This window comes from Porphyromonas uenonis DSM 23387 = JCM 13868, from assembly GCF_000482365.1.
Lineage (GTDB): Bacteria > Bacteroidota > Bacteroidia > Bacteroidales > Porphyromonadaceae > Porphyromonas > Porphyromonas uenonis.
The window spans coordinates 67,581-87,518 of sequence record NZ_AXVC01000022.1 but is presented as its reverse complement, the minus strand read 5'-3'; the positions used below and the strand labels follow the sequence as shown (position 1 = coordinate 87,518).

General features: G+C 54.5%; 16 protein-coding genes. 1 reads left to right on the top strand and 15 read right to left on the bottom strand.

Annotated elements, in window-relative coordinates; all coding sequences use genetic code 11:
- Nucleotides 1-17: 17 nt before the first annotated feature.
- From purD to L215_RS0101290, 15 genes are all read right to left on the bottom strand, one after another.
- The gene (purD, locus tag L215_RS0101360) at nt 18-1,391 is read right to left on the bottom strand and encodes a phosphoribosylamine--glycine ligase (RefSeq protein ID WP_025883536.1); all 1,374 of its coding nucleotides are present in this window, start codon (nt 1,389-1,391) and stop codon (nt 18-20) included.
- Nucleotides 1,388-3,619: a S9 family peptidase gene (locus L215_RS0101355; protein WP_025883537.1), complete on the bottom strand. Its 2,232-nt coding sequence runs from the start codon at nt 3,617-3,619 to the stop codon at nt 1,388-1,390. The genes purD and L215_RS0101355 overlap by 4 nt, the downstream gene beginning before the upstream one ends.
- A 27-nt stretch (nt 3,620-3,646) precedes the next feature.
- Nucleotides 3,647-5,098: a THUMP domain-containing class I SAM-dependent RNA methyltransferase gene (locus L215_RS0101350; protein ID WP_027451220.1), complete on the bottom strand. Its 1,452-nt coding sequence runs from the start codon at nt 5,096-5,098 to the stop codon at nt 3,647-3,649.
- Between the two features lie 43 nt (nt 5,099-5,141).
- A complete protein-coding gene (gene tilS, locus L215_RS0101345; RefSeq protein ID WP_025883540.1) occupies nt 5,142-6,626 on the bottom strand; it encodes a tRNA lysidine(34) synthetase TilS in 1,485 nt (494 codons plus the stop codon).
- Between the two features lie 78 nt (nt 6,627-6,704).
- Nucleotides 6,705-7,616 carry a zinc ribbon domain-containing protein gene (locus tag L215_RS0101340; RefSeq protein WP_025883542.1) on the bottom strand — a complete coding sequence of 304 codons (912 nt, stop codon included), beginning with the start codon at nt 7,614-7,616 and terminating at the stop codon, nt 6,705-6,707.
- 12 nt (nt 7,617-7,628) lie between these two features.
- Complete coding sequence (locus L215_RS0101335; RefSeq protein ID WP_025883543.1) at nt 7,629-8,741, bottom strand: Nif3-like dinuclear metal center hexameric protein; 1,113 nt, start codon at nt 8,739-8,741, stop codon at nt 7,629-7,631.
- A 16-nt stretch (nt 8,742-8,757) separates the two neighbouring features.
- Entirely contained in the window at nt 8,758-10,500 is a 1,743-nt protein-coding gene (gene aspS / locus L215_RS0101330; protein WP_027451219.1) for an aspartate--tRNA ligase, read from the bottom strand.
- 679 nt (nt 10,501-11,179) lie between these two features.
- On the bottom strand, nt 11,180-12,622 hold the full coding sequence (locus L215_RS0101325) for a DUF3868 domain-containing protein (RefSeq protein WP_025883545.1): 1,443 nt from the start codon (nt 12,620-12,622) through the stop codon (nt 11,180-11,182).
- Between the two features lie 38 nt (nt 12,623-12,660).
- A complete protein-coding gene (locus L215_RS0101320) occupies nt 12,661-13,272 on the bottom strand; it encodes a DUF3575 domain-containing protein (RefSeq protein WP_044111567.1) in 612 nt (203 codons plus the stop codon).
- A gap of 259 nt (nt 13,273-13,531) precedes the next feature.
- Nucleotides 13,532-14,770, bottom strand: coding sequence for an NADH:ubiquinone reductase (Na(+)-transporting) subunit F (gene nqrF, locus L215_RS0101315; protein WP_027451217.1), 1,239 nt, complete (start codon nt 14,768-14,770; stop codon nt 13,532-13,534).
- A gap of 21 nt (nt 14,771-14,791) precedes the next feature.
- Entirely contained in the window at nt 14,792-15,406 is a 615-nt protein-coding gene (nqrE, locus tag L215_RS0101310; RefSeq protein ID WP_007364974.1) for an NADH:ubiquinone reductase (Na(+)-transporting) subunit E, read from the bottom strand.
- Between the two features lie 49 nt (nt 15,407-15,455).
- Entirely contained in the window at nt 15,456-16,079 is a 624-nt protein-coding gene (locus L215_RS0101305; protein WP_025883546.1) for an NADH:ubiquinone reductase (Na(+)-transporting) subunit D, read from the bottom strand.
- Nucleotides 16,080-16,104: 25 nt separating this feature from the next.
- Complete coding sequence (gene nqrC, locus L215_RS0101300; RefSeq protein WP_025883547.1) at nt 16,105-16,854, bottom strand: NADH:ubiquinone reductase (Na(+)-transporting) subunit C; 750 nt, start codon at nt 16,852-16,854, stop codon at nt 16,105-16,107.
- Nucleotides 16,855-16,868: 14 nt separating this feature from the next.
- Nucleotides 16,869-18,092, bottom strand: a complete 1,224-nt coding sequence (locus tag L215_RS0101295; protein ID WP_025883549.1) for an NADH:ubiquinone reductase (Na(+)-transporting) subunit B — start codon at nt 18,090-18,092, stop codon at nt 16,869-16,871.
- A 73-nt stretch (nt 18,093-18,165) separates the two neighbouring features.
- A complete protein-coding gene (locus L215_RS0101290; RefSeq protein ID WP_025883550.1) occupies nt 18,166-19,521 on the bottom strand; it encodes a Na(+)-translocating NADH-quinone reductase subunit A in 1,356 nt (451 codons plus the stop codon).
- Between the two features lie 146 nt (nt 19,522-19,667).
- On the opposite strand from L215_RS0101290, the gene L215_RS09140 reads away from it, so the two are divergent.
- The coding region (locus tag L215_RS09140) for a helix-turn-helix domain-containing protein (RefSeq protein WP_211247116.1) at nt 19,668-19,938 on the top strand (271 nt) is incomplete at its 3' end.

Genomic DNA, 19,938 nt, shown 5'->3' with positions numbered 1-19,938 from the left:
GTGATGGATGTGTGGCTCTACAAGAGGTCGTTGCCGATGTCGTGGCGGTAGTTCTTGCCCTCGTAGAGAATCTGCGGTGCGGTGCGATAGCACGCCTTCTGAGCCTCCTGGATGGTGGTGCCTCGTGCCGTGATGGCGAGGACGCGTCCACCGTTGGTGACGACGTGTCCCCCTTCGTCGAGCGCCGTGCCTGAGTGGTAGATGCGTATACCCTCTACTGGCTCTGGGAGCTGAATCGGGAAGCCCTTTTCGTAGTGTCCCGGGTACCCCTTGGAGACGAGGACGAGCGTCATAGCCACCTCGGGAGAGACTGCTAGGTTGTATTGGGCTACCTGACCTGTCGCCATGGCGATGAGTAGCTCGAGGAAGTCGCTCTCGATGCGTGGCAGTACGACTTCGGTCTCGGGGTCGCCTAGACGGCAGTTGTACTCGATGACGTAGGGATCGCCTGCGACATTCATCAATCCGATGAAGAGGAAGCCGACGTACTGTATGCCTTCCTCTTGCAAGCCCTCTAGCGTGGGGCGAATGATGCGCTCCTCGACACGCTGCATGAAGGCTTCATCGGCAAAAGGCACGGGACTGACGGCTCCCATACCGCCGGTGTTGGGACCTGTGTCGCCATCGCCGACACGCTTGTAGTCCTTGGCAACGGGCAGGACGCAGTAGTCGGTACCATCGGTGGCGACGAAGACGGAGCACTCGATACCCTCGAGAAATTCCTCAATGACGATGCGCTGACCACGACTACCAAACATACCGCTGAAGAGTTGACCTAGTCCCTGCTCCGCCTCCTCACGGTCTTGGCAAATGAGAACTCCCTTGCCAGCTGCTAGGCCGTCTGCCTTGAGTACGAAAGGTGCGGAGAGTTGATCGAGAAAAGCCTCAGCCTCCTCTATGTCTTGAGGGCCGAAGGTTTCGTAGCTAGCTGTCGGTATGCCGTGACGACGCATGAACTCTTTGCTGTACTCCTTGCTACCCTCTAGATGGGCGCCAGCCTTGTCGGGACCGACGATGAGCAGGTCGGGATGGCGGGCATCCTCCTGCAGGTAGTCGACGAGCCCATCGACGAGCGGAGCCTCGGGGCCACAGACGAGGAGGGTGACCCCGTGGGTGGCGATGAACTGGCTGACCGCCTCATGCTTGGCGGGATTGAGGTCAGGGACATTGGTCCCGTAAGCAGCGGTTCCTGCATTGCCTGGAGCTATGTAAAGCTTCCTGAGTAGCTTGCTCTCAGCTATGGCAGCCGCCATGGCGCACTCACGACCACCGCTACCGAGAAGGAGGACGGTCTGAGGAGCTTTTACCATTTCGATTTTAGCGTACTTCATAAATTCAGCGTCTGTAGACTTCTTTTCGTCTTGCTTTGTGTTGGGATAGATAAGGCTCATAGGTGTTCCTGGAAGTAACGGGTTATGACATAGTTGAGGTGCACACGGTCGGGGCCGATGACGTTGTGCTTGTGGCCTGGGTAGTAGTAGAGGTCGGGGTAGGTCTTAGCATCTACGCACGCCTTGACAAAGGCCTGGGCATGCTGCCAGACGACCACATTGTCAGAGGTTCCGTGGATGAGGAGGAGACGCCCCTTGAGGTCTTGGGCACGCTCGATGAGGTTGTTGCGCTGGTAGCCCTCAGGATTGTCCTGGGGAGCGTCGTTGTAGCGCTCGCCATACATGATCTCGTAGCGAGACCAGTCCATGACGGGACCGCCAGCGACACCGACCTTAAAGGTCTCGGGATGGGTGAGCATGAGGTTGGTAGTCATGAAGCCTCCGAAGCTCCAGCCGTACACACCGATGCGGTTTTGATCCACGTAGGGGAGGCTCTTGAGGTACTCGACACCCTTCATCTGATCGGCCATCTCGGCGGTGCCGACCTGACGATGGATGACTTGCTCGAAGGCGGCGCCTCGCTGAGCGCTACCGCGGTTGTCCAGCGTAAAGATGATATACCCCTGCTGTGCCATGTAGAGATCCCAGCCCGAAGCGCCCCACTGTGGCGTATTCGTGACGAGCTGAGCATGCGGGCCACCGTAAACGTAGACGATGGTGGGGTACTCCTTCAGCTCGTCGAAGTGTGACGGCGTGATAAGGCGGTAGTAAAGCTCGGTCTTGCCATCAGCCGCTAGGAGCGTGCCGACGGTGATATTGGGCATATCTAGCTTGCGCCAGGGATCGGGCGCTTGGTGTATGAGACGGAGCTGTAGCCCGTTGCAGTCATGGAGCATGACGGAGCGAGCGATGGTGGCGCTCTGCAGCTGGTCTATATAGTACTGCTTGTCTGGGCTGAAGGTTGCTTCGTGCGTGCCAGCCACCTTGCTTAGCTGTATGGTACGTCCGCGCTTGAGCTCACTGGCGAAGATGTGTCGCTCGAGTGGGGAGGGGTAAGCAGCCTGGAAGTATATGCGCTCGCCCTTGGGGTCGAAGCCGTAGATGTCAGTCACCTCGCCCTCTATGTCGGTGAGCTTGCGAATGAGCTTGCCCGTGCTGCTGTAGAGGTAGAGCTGGCGATAGCCCTCACGACGGGACTCCCAGACGAACTGCTCGCCTCGGCTCCCAGGGACAAACATCATCGGGCGCTGTGGCTCGACATAGTGCGCATCGGTCTCCTCAAAGAGCGTCTCGGTGTGCGCTCCCGTCTGGGCATCGTACCCGTTGAGGAAAAGATGGTCCTGACCACGGTTGAGCTCTGCTATGTAAACCTTCTGGCTGTTGGGGTGCCACGCCACATTGGTCAGGTAATGCTCGGGGTCGCCACCAGTCTCTAGGTAAGTGGTCTGCTGGTTCTCTAGATGAAAGACTCCTAGCGTCACATGGTGCGAAGGGGTCCCCGCCATCGGGTAGCGAACGGGCTGGACGACCGCCTTGTGGGGTGTCATGTCAACGATGGGATAAGGTGCGACCATTGACTGATCCATACGATAGAAAGCGAGCTGGCGACTGTCGGGACTCCAGAAGAGTCCACCGTCAATGCCGAACTCGTTCTGGTGAACAGACTCGCCATAGACGACTGCAGCCTCCGCCTCGTCCGTAGCGACTAGCGTAGGAGCCTGAGGTTTGCTCCCGGCGGGCTGTAGCGTATATATAAGGAGTGTGCCCTCCTCGCTCTTGACCGCTAGGTTGCGTTCGTTAGGGCTGAGGAGCGAAGCGCGCTTTTCGCTGTCACCAGTGGCGAAGTATCCGACGATTAGCTTTTGCTCTACATCTATTAGGTAAAGTCCCTTGGACAGCTCCACCTCTAGGTAGTGACACTGCGAGGTGAAGTCGTAAGCAACCAGAGGATAGAGCTCGTTGGTGTCGTCGTAGGGCTTGAGGAGCTGGACGAGTTCATCCTGCGTGAGGACCGTCTGCTCCTGTGCTCTCGTCGGAGAGTAGACTCGTAGGCTCCTCAAGCCCTCTCTACCGTAGTCACCTGGCTCTACCGTATAGGTGTAGCCACTCTGCAACCAAGCGAGGCCGTAGACGGGCTTCGGGTAGAAGAGTGAGCGGAAGGTCTTGCCTCCATAGGTGACGGTCTCCAGGTCTAGCGGTTGCTTCGTCTGTCCCTGTAGGAGTGGTGTGAGCGTTAACGTAAGAACTCCGAAGAACCATAGAGCGTAGTGACGCAATGTGCTATTCATAGATCAGTATGGCGTGATAGATGTTACTTATTCGTTGTCGTTTGCTTCAGCTTCATGGACGAAGGTCTCGTCGCTGCCGAAGGTTTGGATATTGGCCTTATAGCCAGAGCTAGAGGAGCCAGCGGGGCGGGGTCCTTTCGTACGCTGTGTGCCACGATGTGCGGGCTTGCCATTGTCACGTCCCTTGCTGTAGGCGGGTTTGTCGTGCCCAGCTCGATGTCTGCGGGGCTCTTGACCCTTACCACGGTGAAACGCTTCGCCACGCTCTCTACGCTGAGGAGCCTCTTCACCACGCTGAGCGATCTGTTCCTTGTACTCCTTGTGCTTGCCCTCAAAGAGCGTATAGCCACGCAACTCGCAGGGTAGCGACCCATTGTAGAGCTCTTCGCGCAGATCGTGCTTGAGACCGATGGCGTGAAAGTGCTCCGCCTGATGAGCGATGATCCACGCCTGAGCTCCTGCGAACTGGAACTTGAGCGTACGACCGATCATACTATAGAGCTGCTCGAGGTCGTAGTCCGAGAGACGCTCCCCGTAAGGCGGGTTCATCACGAGCAGACATTTAGGTTCTGTTTCAGCCTCGGGATGAGGCAGGTGCTGATCGGCAAAGTCGCCCACGGAGAGGTCAATGTAGCGAGACATACCCGAGCGGGTGACGTTGCGCTTAGCCTTGGCAATGGCTTGAGGCGAGAGATCCGAGCCGTAGATATGGTAGTCGAAGGAGCGCTCCGTCGAGTCGTCGTTGTACACCTCACTGCAGAGCTCACTATCAAAGTCTGGCCACCGCTCGAAGGGATAGCTCTCACGGTAGATGCCTGGAGGCGTACCCGTAGCGATCAGCGCAGCCTCCACGAGGAAGGTGCCCGACCCGCAGAAGGGGTCCATCAGATCGCACTGCCCATGCCAGCCCGCCTTGAGCAGGATGCCCGCAGCGAGCACTTCGTTGATAGGAGCACGGTCCTGCTCCATACGATATCCCCGCTTGTGTAGGCTCTCGCCCGACGAGTCCAGGCAGAGCGTCACATGCTGCTCGGCGATGTGTAGGTGAAAGATCAGCTGCGGGTTCGAGAGCTTGACCGAGGGGCGCTTCGTGCCACCCGTTTGCTCTCTAAAGTAATCGACGATAGCGTCTTTCGTCTTGTAGACGACGTACCGACTATGCTTGAAGGTCGATGAGTAGACAACCGCATCGACCGCAAAGGTCATATCGGCCGTGAGCCACTGGCTCCAGTCGAAGTGGAGCAGCGTCGTGTAGAGGATGTCTATATCCTCCGCGTCAAACTCATAGATGGGTCTCAGCACCTTAAGCGCTGTGCGTAGGTGCAGATTGGACTTGTAGAGCATCTTGAGATCTCCTTCGTAGGAGACCATGCGACGTCCTATCTGTACATTGTCCGCACCGAGGGCTATCAATTCTTGTTCCAATACTGGCTCCAGCCCAGGGAGCGTCTTGGCGATCATGGGAAAGGTCTTCGTCATGCTTTATAAGTCGGTTCTAGCTGTAAAAGTACAAAATAAACGGCTAACGAGCTATCGTGTGAGGTGTTGTGTGCCTCGCAAAGGGATCTGACAATGTAGGGGTGAAGGTTATCTCCGCCCAGCGACGGGTCTGTGGCGTGAGCTGGTAGTCAGCACTACGGCAGAGGCCGACCAGCCATAGCGTAGTGCCTGTGTGGCTGTCGATGAGTTGCACCGTAGCCGCTCTGCGTGAGGGTAGGAGCTTGGCGTCGCGCAGGAGCTTCGCCAATGGTTTGCGTCCTTTCAGGCCGAGCGGTGCGATCCATTGCTCGCCATCGGTAGAGGCTCTAAGCTGTAGCTGAGGCGCCATCGACAGAAGTTGGTCGTAGTCGGCCAAATAGCTGTAAGGCGTGAGTGTCCGAATCGCAGGCGGTGGTGTCTCCGAGGAGTCGTGTACCGCTATCTTTATCGATCCTAGCGGGTGATCCAGCACGGCTCCCGCTTGCCAGCTAGCCATAGCGGGCAGCTCTAGGCAAAAGCTCGTCGCCTGCTCCAGATGAGCCAGCGTCTCACTCGTCGTGCCTGTCAGATACCCCCGATAACGCTCGATGATCCCGCCGCGTCCCTCGTAGCGAGCATAGCTGTCGGCACGCTCAGGCTGTGCGCAGTCCATAAGGAGCTGCTGTAATACCAAGCGATCACAATCGATGGTCGCGAAGTGGCTGTAGAGAAGTGCCAGCGGAGCTATCTGCTGACGAAGCCAGGCGATCTCTAGCGGCTGGCTCGCGTCTGCGGGGAGGGTACTCCTTATATAGTAGTCCTGCAACTGCTCCAAATCTCGCAGGATATGGATCGTCGAGGCGACCGCCTGGTCAAAGGAGGGGTTCAACTGGTCAAAGAGTGGGCGCAACGTGTGCCGGACGAAGTTGCGCCGTATGGTTGTATCGGCATTCGTCGAGTCCGTCACAAAAGGCTGTCCAGCCGTTCGCAAGAAGTCGTAGATAAGACGAGGCGGCGTGTCGATGAGCGGACGAATATACCTCCCCTCCTCACGCGTGGGGAGCATGCCCCGTAGTCCTCGTACGCCAGCCCCTTGGGAGAGATTGATCAGGAGCTGCTCCACATTGTCCTCCAGATGATGTCCTAAGGCGATACTCTGCGCATCGTACCGCTCATACAGCTCGTCGAAGAAGTGGTATCTCAGCTCCCGCGCCGCCATCTCTACGCTCACCCCCTGGTGCGTAGCAGCGTATCCGTAAGTGTCAAAGGAAGCGCGCTCTAACGGCACCCCCAGCTGCTCACAAAGTTCTGAGACAAACGTTTCGTCACGGTCGCTCTCGTCGCCTCGCAGGTGAAAGTTGCAATGCGCCGCCACACAGCGGTAGCCTAAAAGCGAAAGCCCCCACAGAAGCGCCGTCGAGTCGGCACCTCCGCTGAGGGCTATGATGACCACCCGCTCGCTATCCCGCTCTAGCAGATCATACTGCTCGATCGTGCGACGCATCTGATGCACCAAAGCATGATTGAGTAGCGTACGTCGCTGAGACACAGTGCGAGGGATGAATGTCGTAAAGGGAGAGAAGAGCGACAGGTCGTCCGAAGAGGCTCGTCGCTGGAAAGGGAAGATTTACTTGTCCTCTTTATCCTTACTAGAGGCAGCCTTCTTAGTACTCTTAGCTGCAGTCTTCTTAGTAGCTGTAGCCTTCTTCTTGGTGGCGGTAGCCTTCTTAGTCTCCTTTTTCTTTGTATCAGCCTTCGTCTCAGACTGCTCCTCTACTGGCTCATTCTCGATGTCTGGATCGATGAGTACACGACCGCAATACTCGCAGACGATGACCTTGTTGTGGAGCTTGACCTCTAGCTGACGCTGTGGTGGGATATGGTTAAAGCACCCACCACAAGCCTCACGCTCTACGGGGACCACGGCAAGTCCGTTGGTAGCGCCCTTGCGAAGGCGTAGGAAAGCCTTAAGAATACGCTCGTCGATCTGTGACTCTAGCTCGTTGGCACGATCACGGAGCTGCTCCTCCTCGATGCGAGTCTCGGCGATGATCTGCTCTAGCTCCTCGCTCTTAGCCTGATGATCCTCCTCACGCTCCTTGATACGCTCTTGGAGCTTGGCAATGTCATCCTTGCGACCTTGGAGCTCTGCGTTGAACTCGCGGATATGCTTCTGTGCGAGCTGTATCTCAAGCTCCTGAAACTCGATCTCTCGCGACAGATGCTCATACTCGCGGTTATTGCTCACCGCATTGAGTTGCTCCTTGAGCACTGCGAGCTTATCGTTTGCCGTAGCGATCTTTTGATTTTCACCGCTGACTGACTGCGTGAGCTTCTTGGCAGCAGCGTTGTACTTCTCTAAGCGTGTCTTCAGTCCCTCGATTTCGTCCGCTAGGTCTTCGATAGCTTGGGGAAGCTCGCCACGCAACAGCTTGATCTTGTCAATACTGGTGAGCGTCTCCTGTAGACGCTTGAGGGCGATGAGTTTCTCCCTGATACTACGCTCGGCTACTTCGTGGGTCGTTGTATTAATACTCATAGATGGTATTGCTTAGAAATAGTGAATAGGATTGGTGTCAGCATCTGACGTATGGACGACAAAGTTACGATATTTATCCGACAACGCATCATAGAGCATCGTGCGCGTGCAGTACTCACTCTCGAAGTGTCCCAGCGTGATCAGCCAGAGATGACCCTGCACGTCGAGATAATCGTTGTACTTTGCCTCGCCTGTGATATAGACCTCTGCGCCTGAGCGCAGTGCCTCTCCGATGAACTCGTGACCGCCGCCACTACCGCCACAGAGTGCTACGCGACGAATCGGCTGCGTGGGGGGATTAGAGTGAGCGATACGCTCCACAGCGGGCAGCGTAGCTAGGCGCTCGAGTAACTCTTGCGGAGACATCTCGCTCGGCAACTCGCCAACGACACCTAGCCCGCTCGTTGGGTGATCCATCACGATCGGGATCACCTCGTAGGCTGGCACCTCATAGGGGTGCGTCGCTACGAGCGTCGTGATCGCTTGCGATAGTCGCTCCTGTGGCACGAGCACGGAGATCATCTCCTCCTCGACCGCCTCCATGGCGCCATGCGTACCGATCGTCGGGTGAGTCTCAGCTCCTGGACGGAAGCGCCCTACGCCCGAGCAACTGTAACTACAGCCCGTGTAACCGCCGAGCGAACCAACCCCCGCCTTCTCATAAGCGGTGCGTAGCGCATCAGCGTGGCTGTGCGGGATGTAGGTCTGTAGCTTGTAAAAGCGTCCTCGCTGAGGCATCATCGGTCGTCGCCCCTCACGCTTGAGACCGATCAGATTAGCCAGATAATGATTCACACCCTGGCTCATCTCATTGTCTGCCGAAGTGTGACAAGCGTAGATAGCGATATTGTTTCTCAGGGCAAAAGCTACGCAACGCTCCTGATAGGTCGCAGGTGTAAGCCGCTTAAGTCCTCGGAAGAGAATCGGGTGATGCGATACGAGCAGGTTGCACCCACGCTGCAGGCACTCCTCGAGGACCGCCTCGGTCGTCTCCACAGCCAGCATGATGCCACGCAGTGGCTGCGTCACATCGCCCACCTGAAGGCCCGAGTTGTCGTAGCTCTCCTGATAGCTCAGCGGGTAGCACTCCTCTATCGTACGAACTACATCTCCTATCGTGACCATAAGGACTCCTTATATATTATAGTGTCTCTCGCACCGTCAGGTGTAGCTCGTCGAGCTGCTCGGGATCTAGTCGTGCGGGGGCATCGATCATCACATCACGGCCCGAATTATTCTTCGGGAAGGCGATACAGTCACGTATCGAGTCTAGCTCAGCCATGAGCGATACCCAGCGATCCAAGCCAAAGGCGATACCACCGTGAGGAGGTGCGCCATACTTAAAGGCATTCATCAAGAATCCAAACTGCTCCTCGGCACGCTCCTTCGTAAAGCCTAGTGCCGCAAAGACCCTTGCCTGTAGCTCCGCATCGTGGATACGGATAGAGCCACCGCCCACCTCGACACCGTTGATCACCATGTCGTAAGCATCGGCACGGACGCTACCGGGGTCGCTCTCGAGACGATCTTGATCCTCTGGCTTAGGTGCCGTAAAGGGGTGGTGCATCGCATAGTAACGCTGCGTCTCCTCGTCCCACTCGAGTAGTGGAAAGTCAACTACCCAGAGGCACTCGTAGTGCCCTGGCTTCATCAGCCCCAGCTCGGAGGCGACGTGTAGACGTAGCGTGCCTAGTTGCTTCTGCGCAGCACGCTTGCCCCCTGAGATGAGGAGCGCAATGTCGCCTGGCTGCATAGATAGTTGGTCGGCAAGTGCTTTGAGTTGGTCGGCCGTGAGGAACTTGTCGAAGCTACTCTTCATCGTTCCATCAGCCTGATAGCGTAGCCAGAGTAGCCCCTTGGCACCCACCTGTGGACGCTTGACGAAGTCGGTCAGCTGGTCGATCTGCTTGCGCGTGTAGTCCGCCTTGCCCGTGACCACGATAGCACCGATGTACTCAGCGTCGTCCACAACGCCAAAGCCATGTCCCTGGATCGTCTTGGTAACCTCTGCGATCTCCATGCCGAAGCGCAGATCGGGTTTGTCGCTACCGTAGCGGTCCATAGCCTCATACCAAGTCATGCGGCGTAGTGGCGTAGGGAGGTCAATGCCGCGGATCTCCTTAAAGAGATGCTTCGCCAGCCCCTCGAAGGTGCTCAAGATGTCGTCCTGCTCCACGAAGCTCATCTCGCAGTCTATCTGCGTGAACTCCGGCTGACGGTCGGCACGTAGATCCTCATCTCTAAAGCACTTCACGATCTGGAAGTAACGGTCCATGCCCGCTACCATCAGGAGCTGCTTGAAGGTCTGTGGCGACTGAGGTAATGCGTAAAACTGCCCAGGGTTCATACGACTAGGCACCACAAAGTCACGTGCACCCTCAGGAGTCGATCCGATCAGCATCGGCGTCTCTATCTCTAGAAAGTGAAGCCCATCGAGATAGCGTCTCGTCTCCATCGTCATACGGTGACGCAGCTCTATATTGCTCAGCACAGGTCTACGACGTAGGTCCAGGTAGCGGTACTTCATACGTAGATCATCGCCACCGTCGCTCACATCCTCGATGGTAAAGGGAGGCGTGTCGGCACGGTTGAGCACCTTCATGCTGTCTGCGAGGATCTCGATCTGCCCCGTGGGAATCTTCTCATTGACACTGCTGCGCAGGCGTACGGTACCACTGACCGCTATAACCCACTCACGCCCCACCTCACTCAGGAGCTCCTGATGCGACTCGTCAAAGAAGATCTGCGTAATGCCATATCTATCACGTAAGTCGAGGAAGGTCATAGCTCCCATGCGACGAATCTTAGCGACCCAACCGGCGAGCGTCACCTGCAGGCCCTCGTCAGAGGCACGCAGAGCTCCACACGTATGCGTTCTGTACATAATCTGATGCTACCTAATTTCTATATCTATCTTTAGCTTGTATCGTAGAGACCGAAGCACCATATGCCTCACACCTCTACTAGCACAAAAGTACAGAAAAACAAGGACATCGAAGGTAGAGCAGGACTGACGCATTATAATCAGCCGTCTAGGAGCTGCACATGGCGAGAACTAGGGATACATGGCTCGAGTATCGCTACAGAGTGTCTACGGATCCTCTCTGATTACGCCTTTCTCCCGAGGAATTAAATTCCTACCTAGGAATTTCCCAAATAAGTACCTAGAAAATGGGCAAATTCTTCGGACTTATTTTTTGATTCCTCCGAAGTTTCATTTGATTCCTCCGAAGTTTCATTTGATTCCTCCGAAGAATTTGTCCATTTCCTAGGTAGGAATTGGGCAAATTTCCAGGTACTTATTTGGCAAATTCCTAGGTAGGAAATGAAACGAGCTTGTTTTTTTATAATGCGTCAGCTCTGGAGGATAGAGATTAGAAGTTAGAGATTAGAGCGATACGAGTAGCATGCTGTAGAAACGCACGGGACGTGTAACCGCTGTAGGAATGCACCAACTAGCAAAAGAAAGGCACCTCCACACAGGAAGACCTAAGTCGTCCTGATGGAGGTGCCTTGTTTGTGTGATACTACCAGCTAGTGATAGTATCTCTCATCCTCAACTATTACTTCTTGAAGTATAGTGCTTCAGCCTCAGCCTTGCGTCCCATCATATCGAGTGCGATAGCTGTGGGGAGCTTAGCGCGAGAGTCTGACTGTATGGTTGAGAGGACTTTGTAAGCCTCCTTGGCGTTCTTGTCATACTGAAGGAGCGCATTGGCATAGTTGAGCTTAGCAATAGGATCGTTTGCGTTTTGCTCATAAGCTGTGCGATAGATGGCTACAGGACTTGCGCCAGCTGCTATCTTTTGATTAGCTAGTGTATAGAGCTCGCTGAGGCTTAGCAGCTTAGAGTTGGTCGAGTAGATGTGCGCTAGCTCAGAAACCTCAAAGGGACGTACCCGATAGCTCATCGTAAAGGTAGTGTGACGGAGCTTAGGATAGTAATTGTCTAGCAGGTCGCGATAGACCTTGCCACCGTCGAGAGCCTTGATGTCAGCCTCACGCTCTGTATCAGTACTGTACTTGTCAATGATGTCCAGTATAGTCTGGCGCTGGGCCATGTTGCTAGCGTCTACGAGCTTGCGTAGACCATCCCAGTCCTCACCCTTGCCTTCGGCAACTACTTCAACCTTGCTCAAGAGCGCCTTGTGCGTGTTCTGGACATAGTTGTAGAGTGTCTTGGTACGACGATCAGAGAGTGCTAGGTTGTAGTCAAAGGGTGCCTCGGGTGATGCGTAACCATAGATATAGACGGTGTGAAGCTCAGCACCCTCGATCTTGGTAGCTTTCTTGACAAACTCATCAAGACGTGCTAGCTCGGAGGCATTGTTCTTGAAGTCCTTGCGGAGGTCGTGCTTATCTACGACGAACTGTATGTTGGCATCAAAGCTCTCAGCATACTCCTTGAAGGCTGTAGCTGCAGGCTCTATATAGTTGTACTTATAGTCATCTGGTCCAAACACCGTGATAGACTGTGGGTCACCCTGAGCTAAGCGTGTACCCTTAGGACAGTTGCCACAGCTATAGGTCTCTATCTCTAGCTCCATGTGTCCGCGAGCCATCCAGCTCTCGAAGGGACGCTCATAGACCATGTGGGGTAGATCCTTGGTGCCTCGTGTATAGACAGACCCCTCGGGGCGTGAGTAGATTTCCTTGACGAGAGCATCTGCATTGTATAGATCGTGCTGACGCTTGATAGTCTTGTAGCGAGAGCAGCCTGCTACATAGATCTTGTCAAAGCGGATCTCCTTGCTCCTATCGGCAGAGACGTAGACGGGGGTAATGCGTAGCAGTTGCTGTGCACGTACAGAGGCATAGGGTGCCACGTCTAGGTCGATGTGTAGGATATTGCGGTTGATGTCGCGTGTGACGGTGTGGTGCTGTGCTGATAGCGCAATCGTCTGAGTCTCCTCCGCCTTGGAGAATTGCTGAGCACATAGTGTCCCTCCGACGGCAAATAGTAGCGTCGAGAAGAGTATGAGTAAGCGGGATATCTTGATATTCATAGTCTTTGTGTCTGTATTATTAGATGTGCTACTGACGATTACTTGAAGAAGAAGACGTACGAGATTGTTGCCTTCGTAGGTCCGACGTAGTTAGCTTTGCCCTCATCGATTTTCGTGCCACAACGTGTGCAGGGGTACTTGTCGTATAGTATGCGAGCATATCCTGCGCCTAGCGAGAACTCGAGCGAAGAGCGTGTCGATAGTACCCACTGGTAGCCTACGCTGAGACCACCACCGTAGAACCAGCCTTCGTAGCGATGGTCCTTCATGACGGACTCTTTGTTTTCCAAAATCATGGGATAGGGGATGTTGACACCTCCTACGTTCATCTGACCCACATGTCCATGTAGACCGAGGAACCATCCATTGAAGACATCGCAGAACCAGTAGCGAAGCTCTGGCTGCGCCATCCAGTGAGCCCACTTAGTCGTGCTGTAGTTGGGCTTGCTAGCATCTAGGTTGAAAACAAATGAGTTCCACCCGACTTGCGTGTCGAAGGTAAACTTGTTGCCCATCGCAAACTCTAGTGAGAGGTTGGGCGTGAGGAGGGCATCATAAGCGAAGTTGTGCTTGAGAGCAACTCGCTGTGCCGAGGCTACAAGTCCTAGAGTGAGGACTAGGCCGATTGTAATCACTATCTTTCGTATCATAAGTAAGTGGTTTGGCTACAGTTTCAATTATTTCTATGGGGCAAAGTTACGAGTTTCATTTCAAAAAAACTAATTCTTTAGGGTGATTTGACTTGTCAAAAGCGGTATTTCTTTTGACCTTTTCAATTTTTCTTGCTTTGCAAGCACTGTTAAGAGGGTAACTACTCCATATAGTCAAGGCGACAACACACCTCCATTTTACTGGGATCATGCGCTGTCGCCTTGTCTTTATTCTATTGCGGATTGGCGCTGAGGCACCTTAGCCGAAGTTGTCGTAGTTGATCTGCTCAGGCGGTACACCGAGGTTGTCCAGCATCTTGATGGCTGCTGCCGACATAGGCCCAGGTCCGCACATGTAGTACTCAATGTCCTCAGGAGCCTCGTGATCCTTGAGGTAGTTGTCGTAGATGGCCTGGTGGATGAAGCCCGTGAGTCCAGTCCAATTGTCCTCAGGCAGCGGTGCCGAGAGGGCGATGTGGAAGGAGAAGTTCGGGAACTCACGCTCGATAGCGCGGAAGTCCTCCTCGTAGAAGATCTCACTGCGTGAGCGTGCTCCGTACCAGAAGGAGACCTTGCGGGTCGTGTGCTCGGTGAGGAAGAGGTGTAGTAGCTGAGCACGTAGCGGAGCCATACCAGCACCACCTCCGATGTAGAGCATCTCGGCGTCGGAGTCCTCGTGGATGTGGAAGTCTCCGTAAGGACCACTCATGGTCACCTTGTCGCCAGGCTTGAGGCTGAAGATGTAAGAGGAGGCAATACCAGCGGGTACCTTCTGCCAGGTGTGGGTCACGCGATCCATCGGCGGAGTGGCGATACGTACGTTGAGGGTGATGATGTTACCCTCGGCAGGATAGTTGGCCATAGAGTAGGCGCGGACGGTCTCCTCGGTGTTCTTTGCCGTGAGGCTCCACATATTGAACTTGTCCCAGTCGCCACGGAACTGATCCTCGACGACATAGTCGCTGTACTTGACCTCGTACTTAGGGATCTTGATCTGAGCGTAGCTACCGCTCTTGAAGTCCATGTGCTCGCCCTCGGGAAGCTTGACGACAAACTCCTTGATGAAGGTTGCAACGTTCCTGTTGGATACAACTTCGCACTCCCACTCCTTGACGCCAAAGACGCTCTCGGGGACGATCACCTTGAGATCCTCCTTGACTTTCGTCTGACAGCCGAGACGCCAGTGCGCCATCTGCTCTTTGCGAGAGAAGAAGCCCTTCTCCGTGGCAAGTATTTCGCCTCCGCCCTCGACGACGCGACAGCGGCACTGTCCACAGCTACCACTACCGCCACAAGCGCTGGATAGGAAGATGCCTTGGCTCTGTAGCGTGTTGAGCAGTGTACCGCCCATCGGCACCTCTAGGTCTTTCACATCATTGACATTGATATGTACGTTGCCAGAGGGGATGAGCTTGCTCTTAGCCACCAGCAGTACCACGACGAGGAGCAGTACGACCAGGAGGAAGACCGCTACACTCGATACTATTATTAAGGTCATTTGATCCATATCTGTAGGCGATTAGAGTTTGACACCTGAGAAGCTGAGGAATGCGATGCCCATCAGTCCTGTGACGATGAGCGTAATGCCAAAACCTCTGAGGGGCTTCGGTATATTGCTGTAGGCTAGTCGCTCACGGATGGCAGCTAGGCCGACGATAGCGAGCATCCAGCCGATGCCAGAGCCGAGTCCATAGACGGTTGCCATGCCCGTATTGATGAAGTCACGCTGCTGCATGAAGAGCGAGCCACCGAGGATCGCACAGTTCACAGCGATGAGCGGAAGGAAGATACCGAGCGAGTTGTATAGCGAGGGGCTGTATCGCTCGACGACCATCTCGACCAGCTGTGTAAAGGAGGCGATGACGGCGATAAAGACGATGAGCGAGAGGAAGCTCAGGTCGACCGAAGCGAACTCCGCACCGAGCCACGACAGTGCTCCCGCCTTAAAGACGTAGGTCTCTAGGAGGTAGTTGATCGGTAGCGTACAGGTGAGAATGAAGGTAACTGCTAGCCCCAATCCCAGTGAGGTCTTGACATCCTTGGATACAGCTAGGTAAGAGCACATACCTAGGTAGTAGGCAAAGATCATATTGTCGACAAAGATCGACTTGAAAAACAGACTTAGATAATCCATTGCTTAGACTTTATCTATGAAGTGTGAGATTATATGGAGTTGGGGAGGATTACTTCTCCTGTAGATCCTTGAGTTTGCTACGCTGTATCCATACGATGCAGGCTAGGACGATGAGCGCCATCGGCGGCATGATCATCAAGCCGTGATTGACGTAGCCCATATCGTAGCAGGCCTGCGGGATGATCTGGAAGCCAAATAGAGAGCCTCTACCGAGGAGCTCACGTACGAAGCCGATGATCACCAAGACGAGGCCGTAGCCTAGACCGTTGCCGATACCATCGAGGAAGGAAGCCTTAGGACCATGCGCCAAGGCAAAAGCCTCTAGACGACCCATCAAGATACAGTTCGTAATGATCAGACCAATGTAGACCGACAGCTCCTTAGAGACATCGTAGACATAGGCCTTGAGGACCTCGTTGACGATCGTCACAAGCGCAGCAACGACCACCAGCTGTACGATGATACGGATACGATTAGGTATCGTGTTGCGCAGTAGCGATATGATTACGTTGGCAAAGGCGACGACCACCGTCACCGACAGAGCCATCACTAGAGCGGGCTTGAGCTGAGCGGTGACCGCCAGCGCAGAGCATATACCGAGCACCTGTACGGTGACTGGGTTATTCTTATTGAGAGGCCCTAGGAGCACCTCTTTATTACTTATCTTACTCATAGCTTAGATTACTCTCTCTTCTGATTTATTCTGTTGCTACTGCTTGAGCTCCACGTATCTGCTCGATGTAGGGGAGGTACTCGTGGATAGAGCTCCAGAGCATATTGTTGACACCATTGCTCGTGAGCGTACCGCCTGAGATGCCGTCCACGTAGTCTTGGTCATCGAGCGAGCGACCGTGCTTGACGACGGCGATAGACTTAAACTGCTCGTCACGGTATAGTTGCTTGCCGACGAACTCCTTGGAGAAGTGCTTCGTCGCGATCTCAGCACCTAGTCCTGGTGTCTCACCAGCGTGCGAGAAGTCAGCGCCATAGACGGTCGAGCCATCAGCCTGTACAGCCAGGAAGCCCCAGATAGCGCCCCATAGACCAGCGCCATCCATCGGGAAGATGTAGAGCTGCTGGCCCTCCACCTCTGCTACGTAGACGGGTAGTCCGAGAGTGGGATCTTGCGAGCGGAGCTTAAACTGATTGGCCGTGTTCATCTGGAAAGCTTCATTCTGAGCGATCTGATCACCCTCGAAAGTAGCGATCACCTCACCCTGACCATTGACTAGAAGCTCCTGCTTGATCACCTTTGTGTAGGTGGGGATAACTTGATCTTTGGTAGGCTCTAGATGTACAGCACGTAGTATCTGCTGCATCTTGTCAATGCGCTCATTCTCTTGCTGAGGCTTGCGTAGAGCCACAGCCGTGAGCGCTAGAGCTATTGCGACTACGACCACCATGATGGCTGCGTAGAGGATCGTGTAGCTATTACTATCTCTATTCATAGTCGTAAGAATGATCAATGTTTAGAAGCCATCTCCCAGCGCTTCTTGCGCTTAGAGATATTTTTGTTTACCACGACGTAGTCGATGAGCGGTGCGAAGACGTTCATCAGTAGGATCGCGAGCATCATACCCTCAGGATAGCCTGGGTTGAGGACACGTATGAAGACACACATGACACCCACGAGGAGTCCGAAGATCCACTTGCCCGTCTCGGTGCGTGCCGAGGTTACCGGGTCGGTTGCCATGAAGACAAGACCGAAGGCAAAGCCACCGTAGAGCAGGTGATGCGCAACGTCAAGCTGCATGGCAGCGGTCGTACCGATCGCGTTAAAGAGGAGCGTCATCAGCACTGCTCCCACTACCCCACTCACGATCACCTTGTAGCTAGCTACGCCTGTCCAGATGAGCAGGATAGCTCCTAGTAGGATGGCAAAGGTCGAGACCTCTCCGATACTGCCTGGGATAAAGCCCCAGAAGGCGTCCCATAGGGTAGAGGGCTCGCCTATCGTGTTAACGATCGTCGGGAGCGTATCGCCAGCCGTAGCCACCTGACCTAGAGGAGTAGCCCCTGAGAAGCCATCGACAGCAGCTGTAGCCATGTCGCCACCACCTCCGAAGCCAAAGATAGGCTCCGTGCGAACGAAGACCTTGTCTCCAGTCATCGCTGCTGGATAGGCGAAGAAGAGGATAGCACGAGTCACAAGTGCGACGTTGAAGATGTTGTAGCCCGTTCCGCCGAAGACCTCCTTGGCGAAGACGACTGACATGGCGACCGCCACAGCAATCATCCAGAGCGGGGTATCGACTGGCACAATCATCGGCACGAGCATACCAGTCACGAGGTAACCCTCTTGGATCTCCTCATGCTTCCACTGTGCTACGGCAAACTCGATACCCAGTCCTACCACGTAGGAGACCACGATCTTAGGCAGTACAGCTAAGAATCCAAACCAAAACATCGACCAGAAGCCAGCCGTCTGACCGATCGCGATGAAGTGCTGGAGTCCCACATTGTACATACCGAAGAGTAGCGCAGGTACTAGAGCCAGCACCACGGTACTCATGACGCGCTTGCTATCTATCGCATCGTGTACATGCACCCCTCCCTGTGGAGCCGCTGTCGTATGCGGCACATAGAGGAAGGTCTCAAACCCATCAAAGAGCGAGTGAAACGCATGCAGCTTACCCCCTGGCTCAAAGAGGGAGCGTCGCTTGTTGAATCTATCTTTTAGTGACATATAATATAGTAGTCATAGTCCTTAGCCCGACGGTGATGGAGCCTTTTCCGCCCATCCCCGTGAGGCTACTCTTTTAGTTCATCTCCTTATATAGTAGGTCTAGACCTTGACGCACGATGCGCTGCAGCTCCATTTTGGAGGTATCGACGAACTCGCACAGGGCGAAGTCCTCGGGTGCCACCTCATAGATGCCGAGTTCCTCCATCTTGTCAATGTCAAAAGCTATAATCGCCTTGAGCAGATACTCCGCATAAATGTCTAGCGGGAAGACGCTCTGCAGCTCGTGACTCATGATCATCGCACGCTTACCACCCTTGAGACGAGCGTCTAGCGTATAGCGCTTGCGAGGCATCAGCCAGCTCAGATAGGTACGGCTCTGGCTGAAGTCTCCTAGGCGAGGCATAGCCCACCCAAGTAGCTCGTCACGATCAGACCCATCAGGGATGACCGTGATCTGGTCACAGCTCATCGGGAAGAAAGGACGCTCCTCCGTCAGCTGAGTGCCTGTCAGCACATCGCCAGCTATGACACGTGTCTTGCAGCTCTCCTGAGCCAACTTGCCGAGGCTCTCTATACGACAGCCAGGGAGTAGATCCATGTAGCCATGCTCTGCAGCGTGACTACCTGTGATGGCAATGCGACGTGTGTAGTCCACATGCCCCGTCATCAAGAGGCGACCTATGAGTACCACATCCGTGGCCCGCAGCGTCCAGACCGTCTCGCCCTTATTGATCGGAGCTATATGATCTATCAGTACGCCTACGTTACCAGCAGGGTGCGGGCCTCGTACCTCTACGCCCTCCACCTCGGCGGGGAGCGTCAGGGAGCAGTCGTGAGCTACGCCCACATAGACCTTGCCCTCAGTGAGTCGTGATAGAGCACGGAGTCCTATACGTAGCTCCTCCTCACGACCCTCTAGTAGATAGTCTATCTCAGGTGCTAGTGGAGCTGTCAGATGTGCTGTGACAAATATATCTCGTGGAGCTATCGCAGGATCTGCAAGACGGTCGTAAGGTCTCTGTCGAATCAGCGTCCATAGGCCCGACTGTAGAAGTAGCGTCTTGAGTTGGTTCGCATCACCCTCGAGTAGTCCATCGACAGAGAAGGTGTGCTGTGTCTGTGTCTCATCGGGGCGTATCTCTACGCTCATGATCTTGCGCTTGGCACCACGGTTTATGGCGACTAGCTCGCCACTGACAGGTGCTGTAACCCATATATCTGGGAACTGCTTGTCGTAGAGGATCGGATCCCCCGCCTCCACGTGATCTCCCACATGCACCTTCATCTTGGGGGTTAGCCCAGGCAGATCATCGGGGACCCACGCATAGGTCGATGTCCCGCCAGAGGAAGGAGTAGACAGGAGGGTGCGGGGCGCAGTCCCTTGGAGCTTGAGATCCAAGCCTCGCTTGATAGTTATCGTTCTTGACATGACGATCTCTCTTTAGTATCCAACAATTGGTGCAAAAGTACTCATTTTATTTGGGACTACCGCATTTTGGGTAGAAACCATTAGGGCTGACGTATGATGTCCTCTCCTGAAATAGTACACAGTTGGGAGAGCCAACCCCAACAGCAATGAAACCAGAAAAAAGTAACCGAGGACGAAAGGGATATCCCCTAGATTTCAAGTGGAGAGTCATTGACGACCTCCTAGCCACTGGCGAGAGTATCGCCACCACCAGCCAGCGCTACGGCATCACCACACGCACCATTCGAAATTGGTTGCGTACCTTTGGTGTAGAGTTACCCAACCAAAGCACCCCTAGCACTATGAGCAAGACAAACAAGAACAAAGCCGTAGATCCAGATTACGCAGAACTCAAGCGTGAAAACGCTCGCCTCAAAG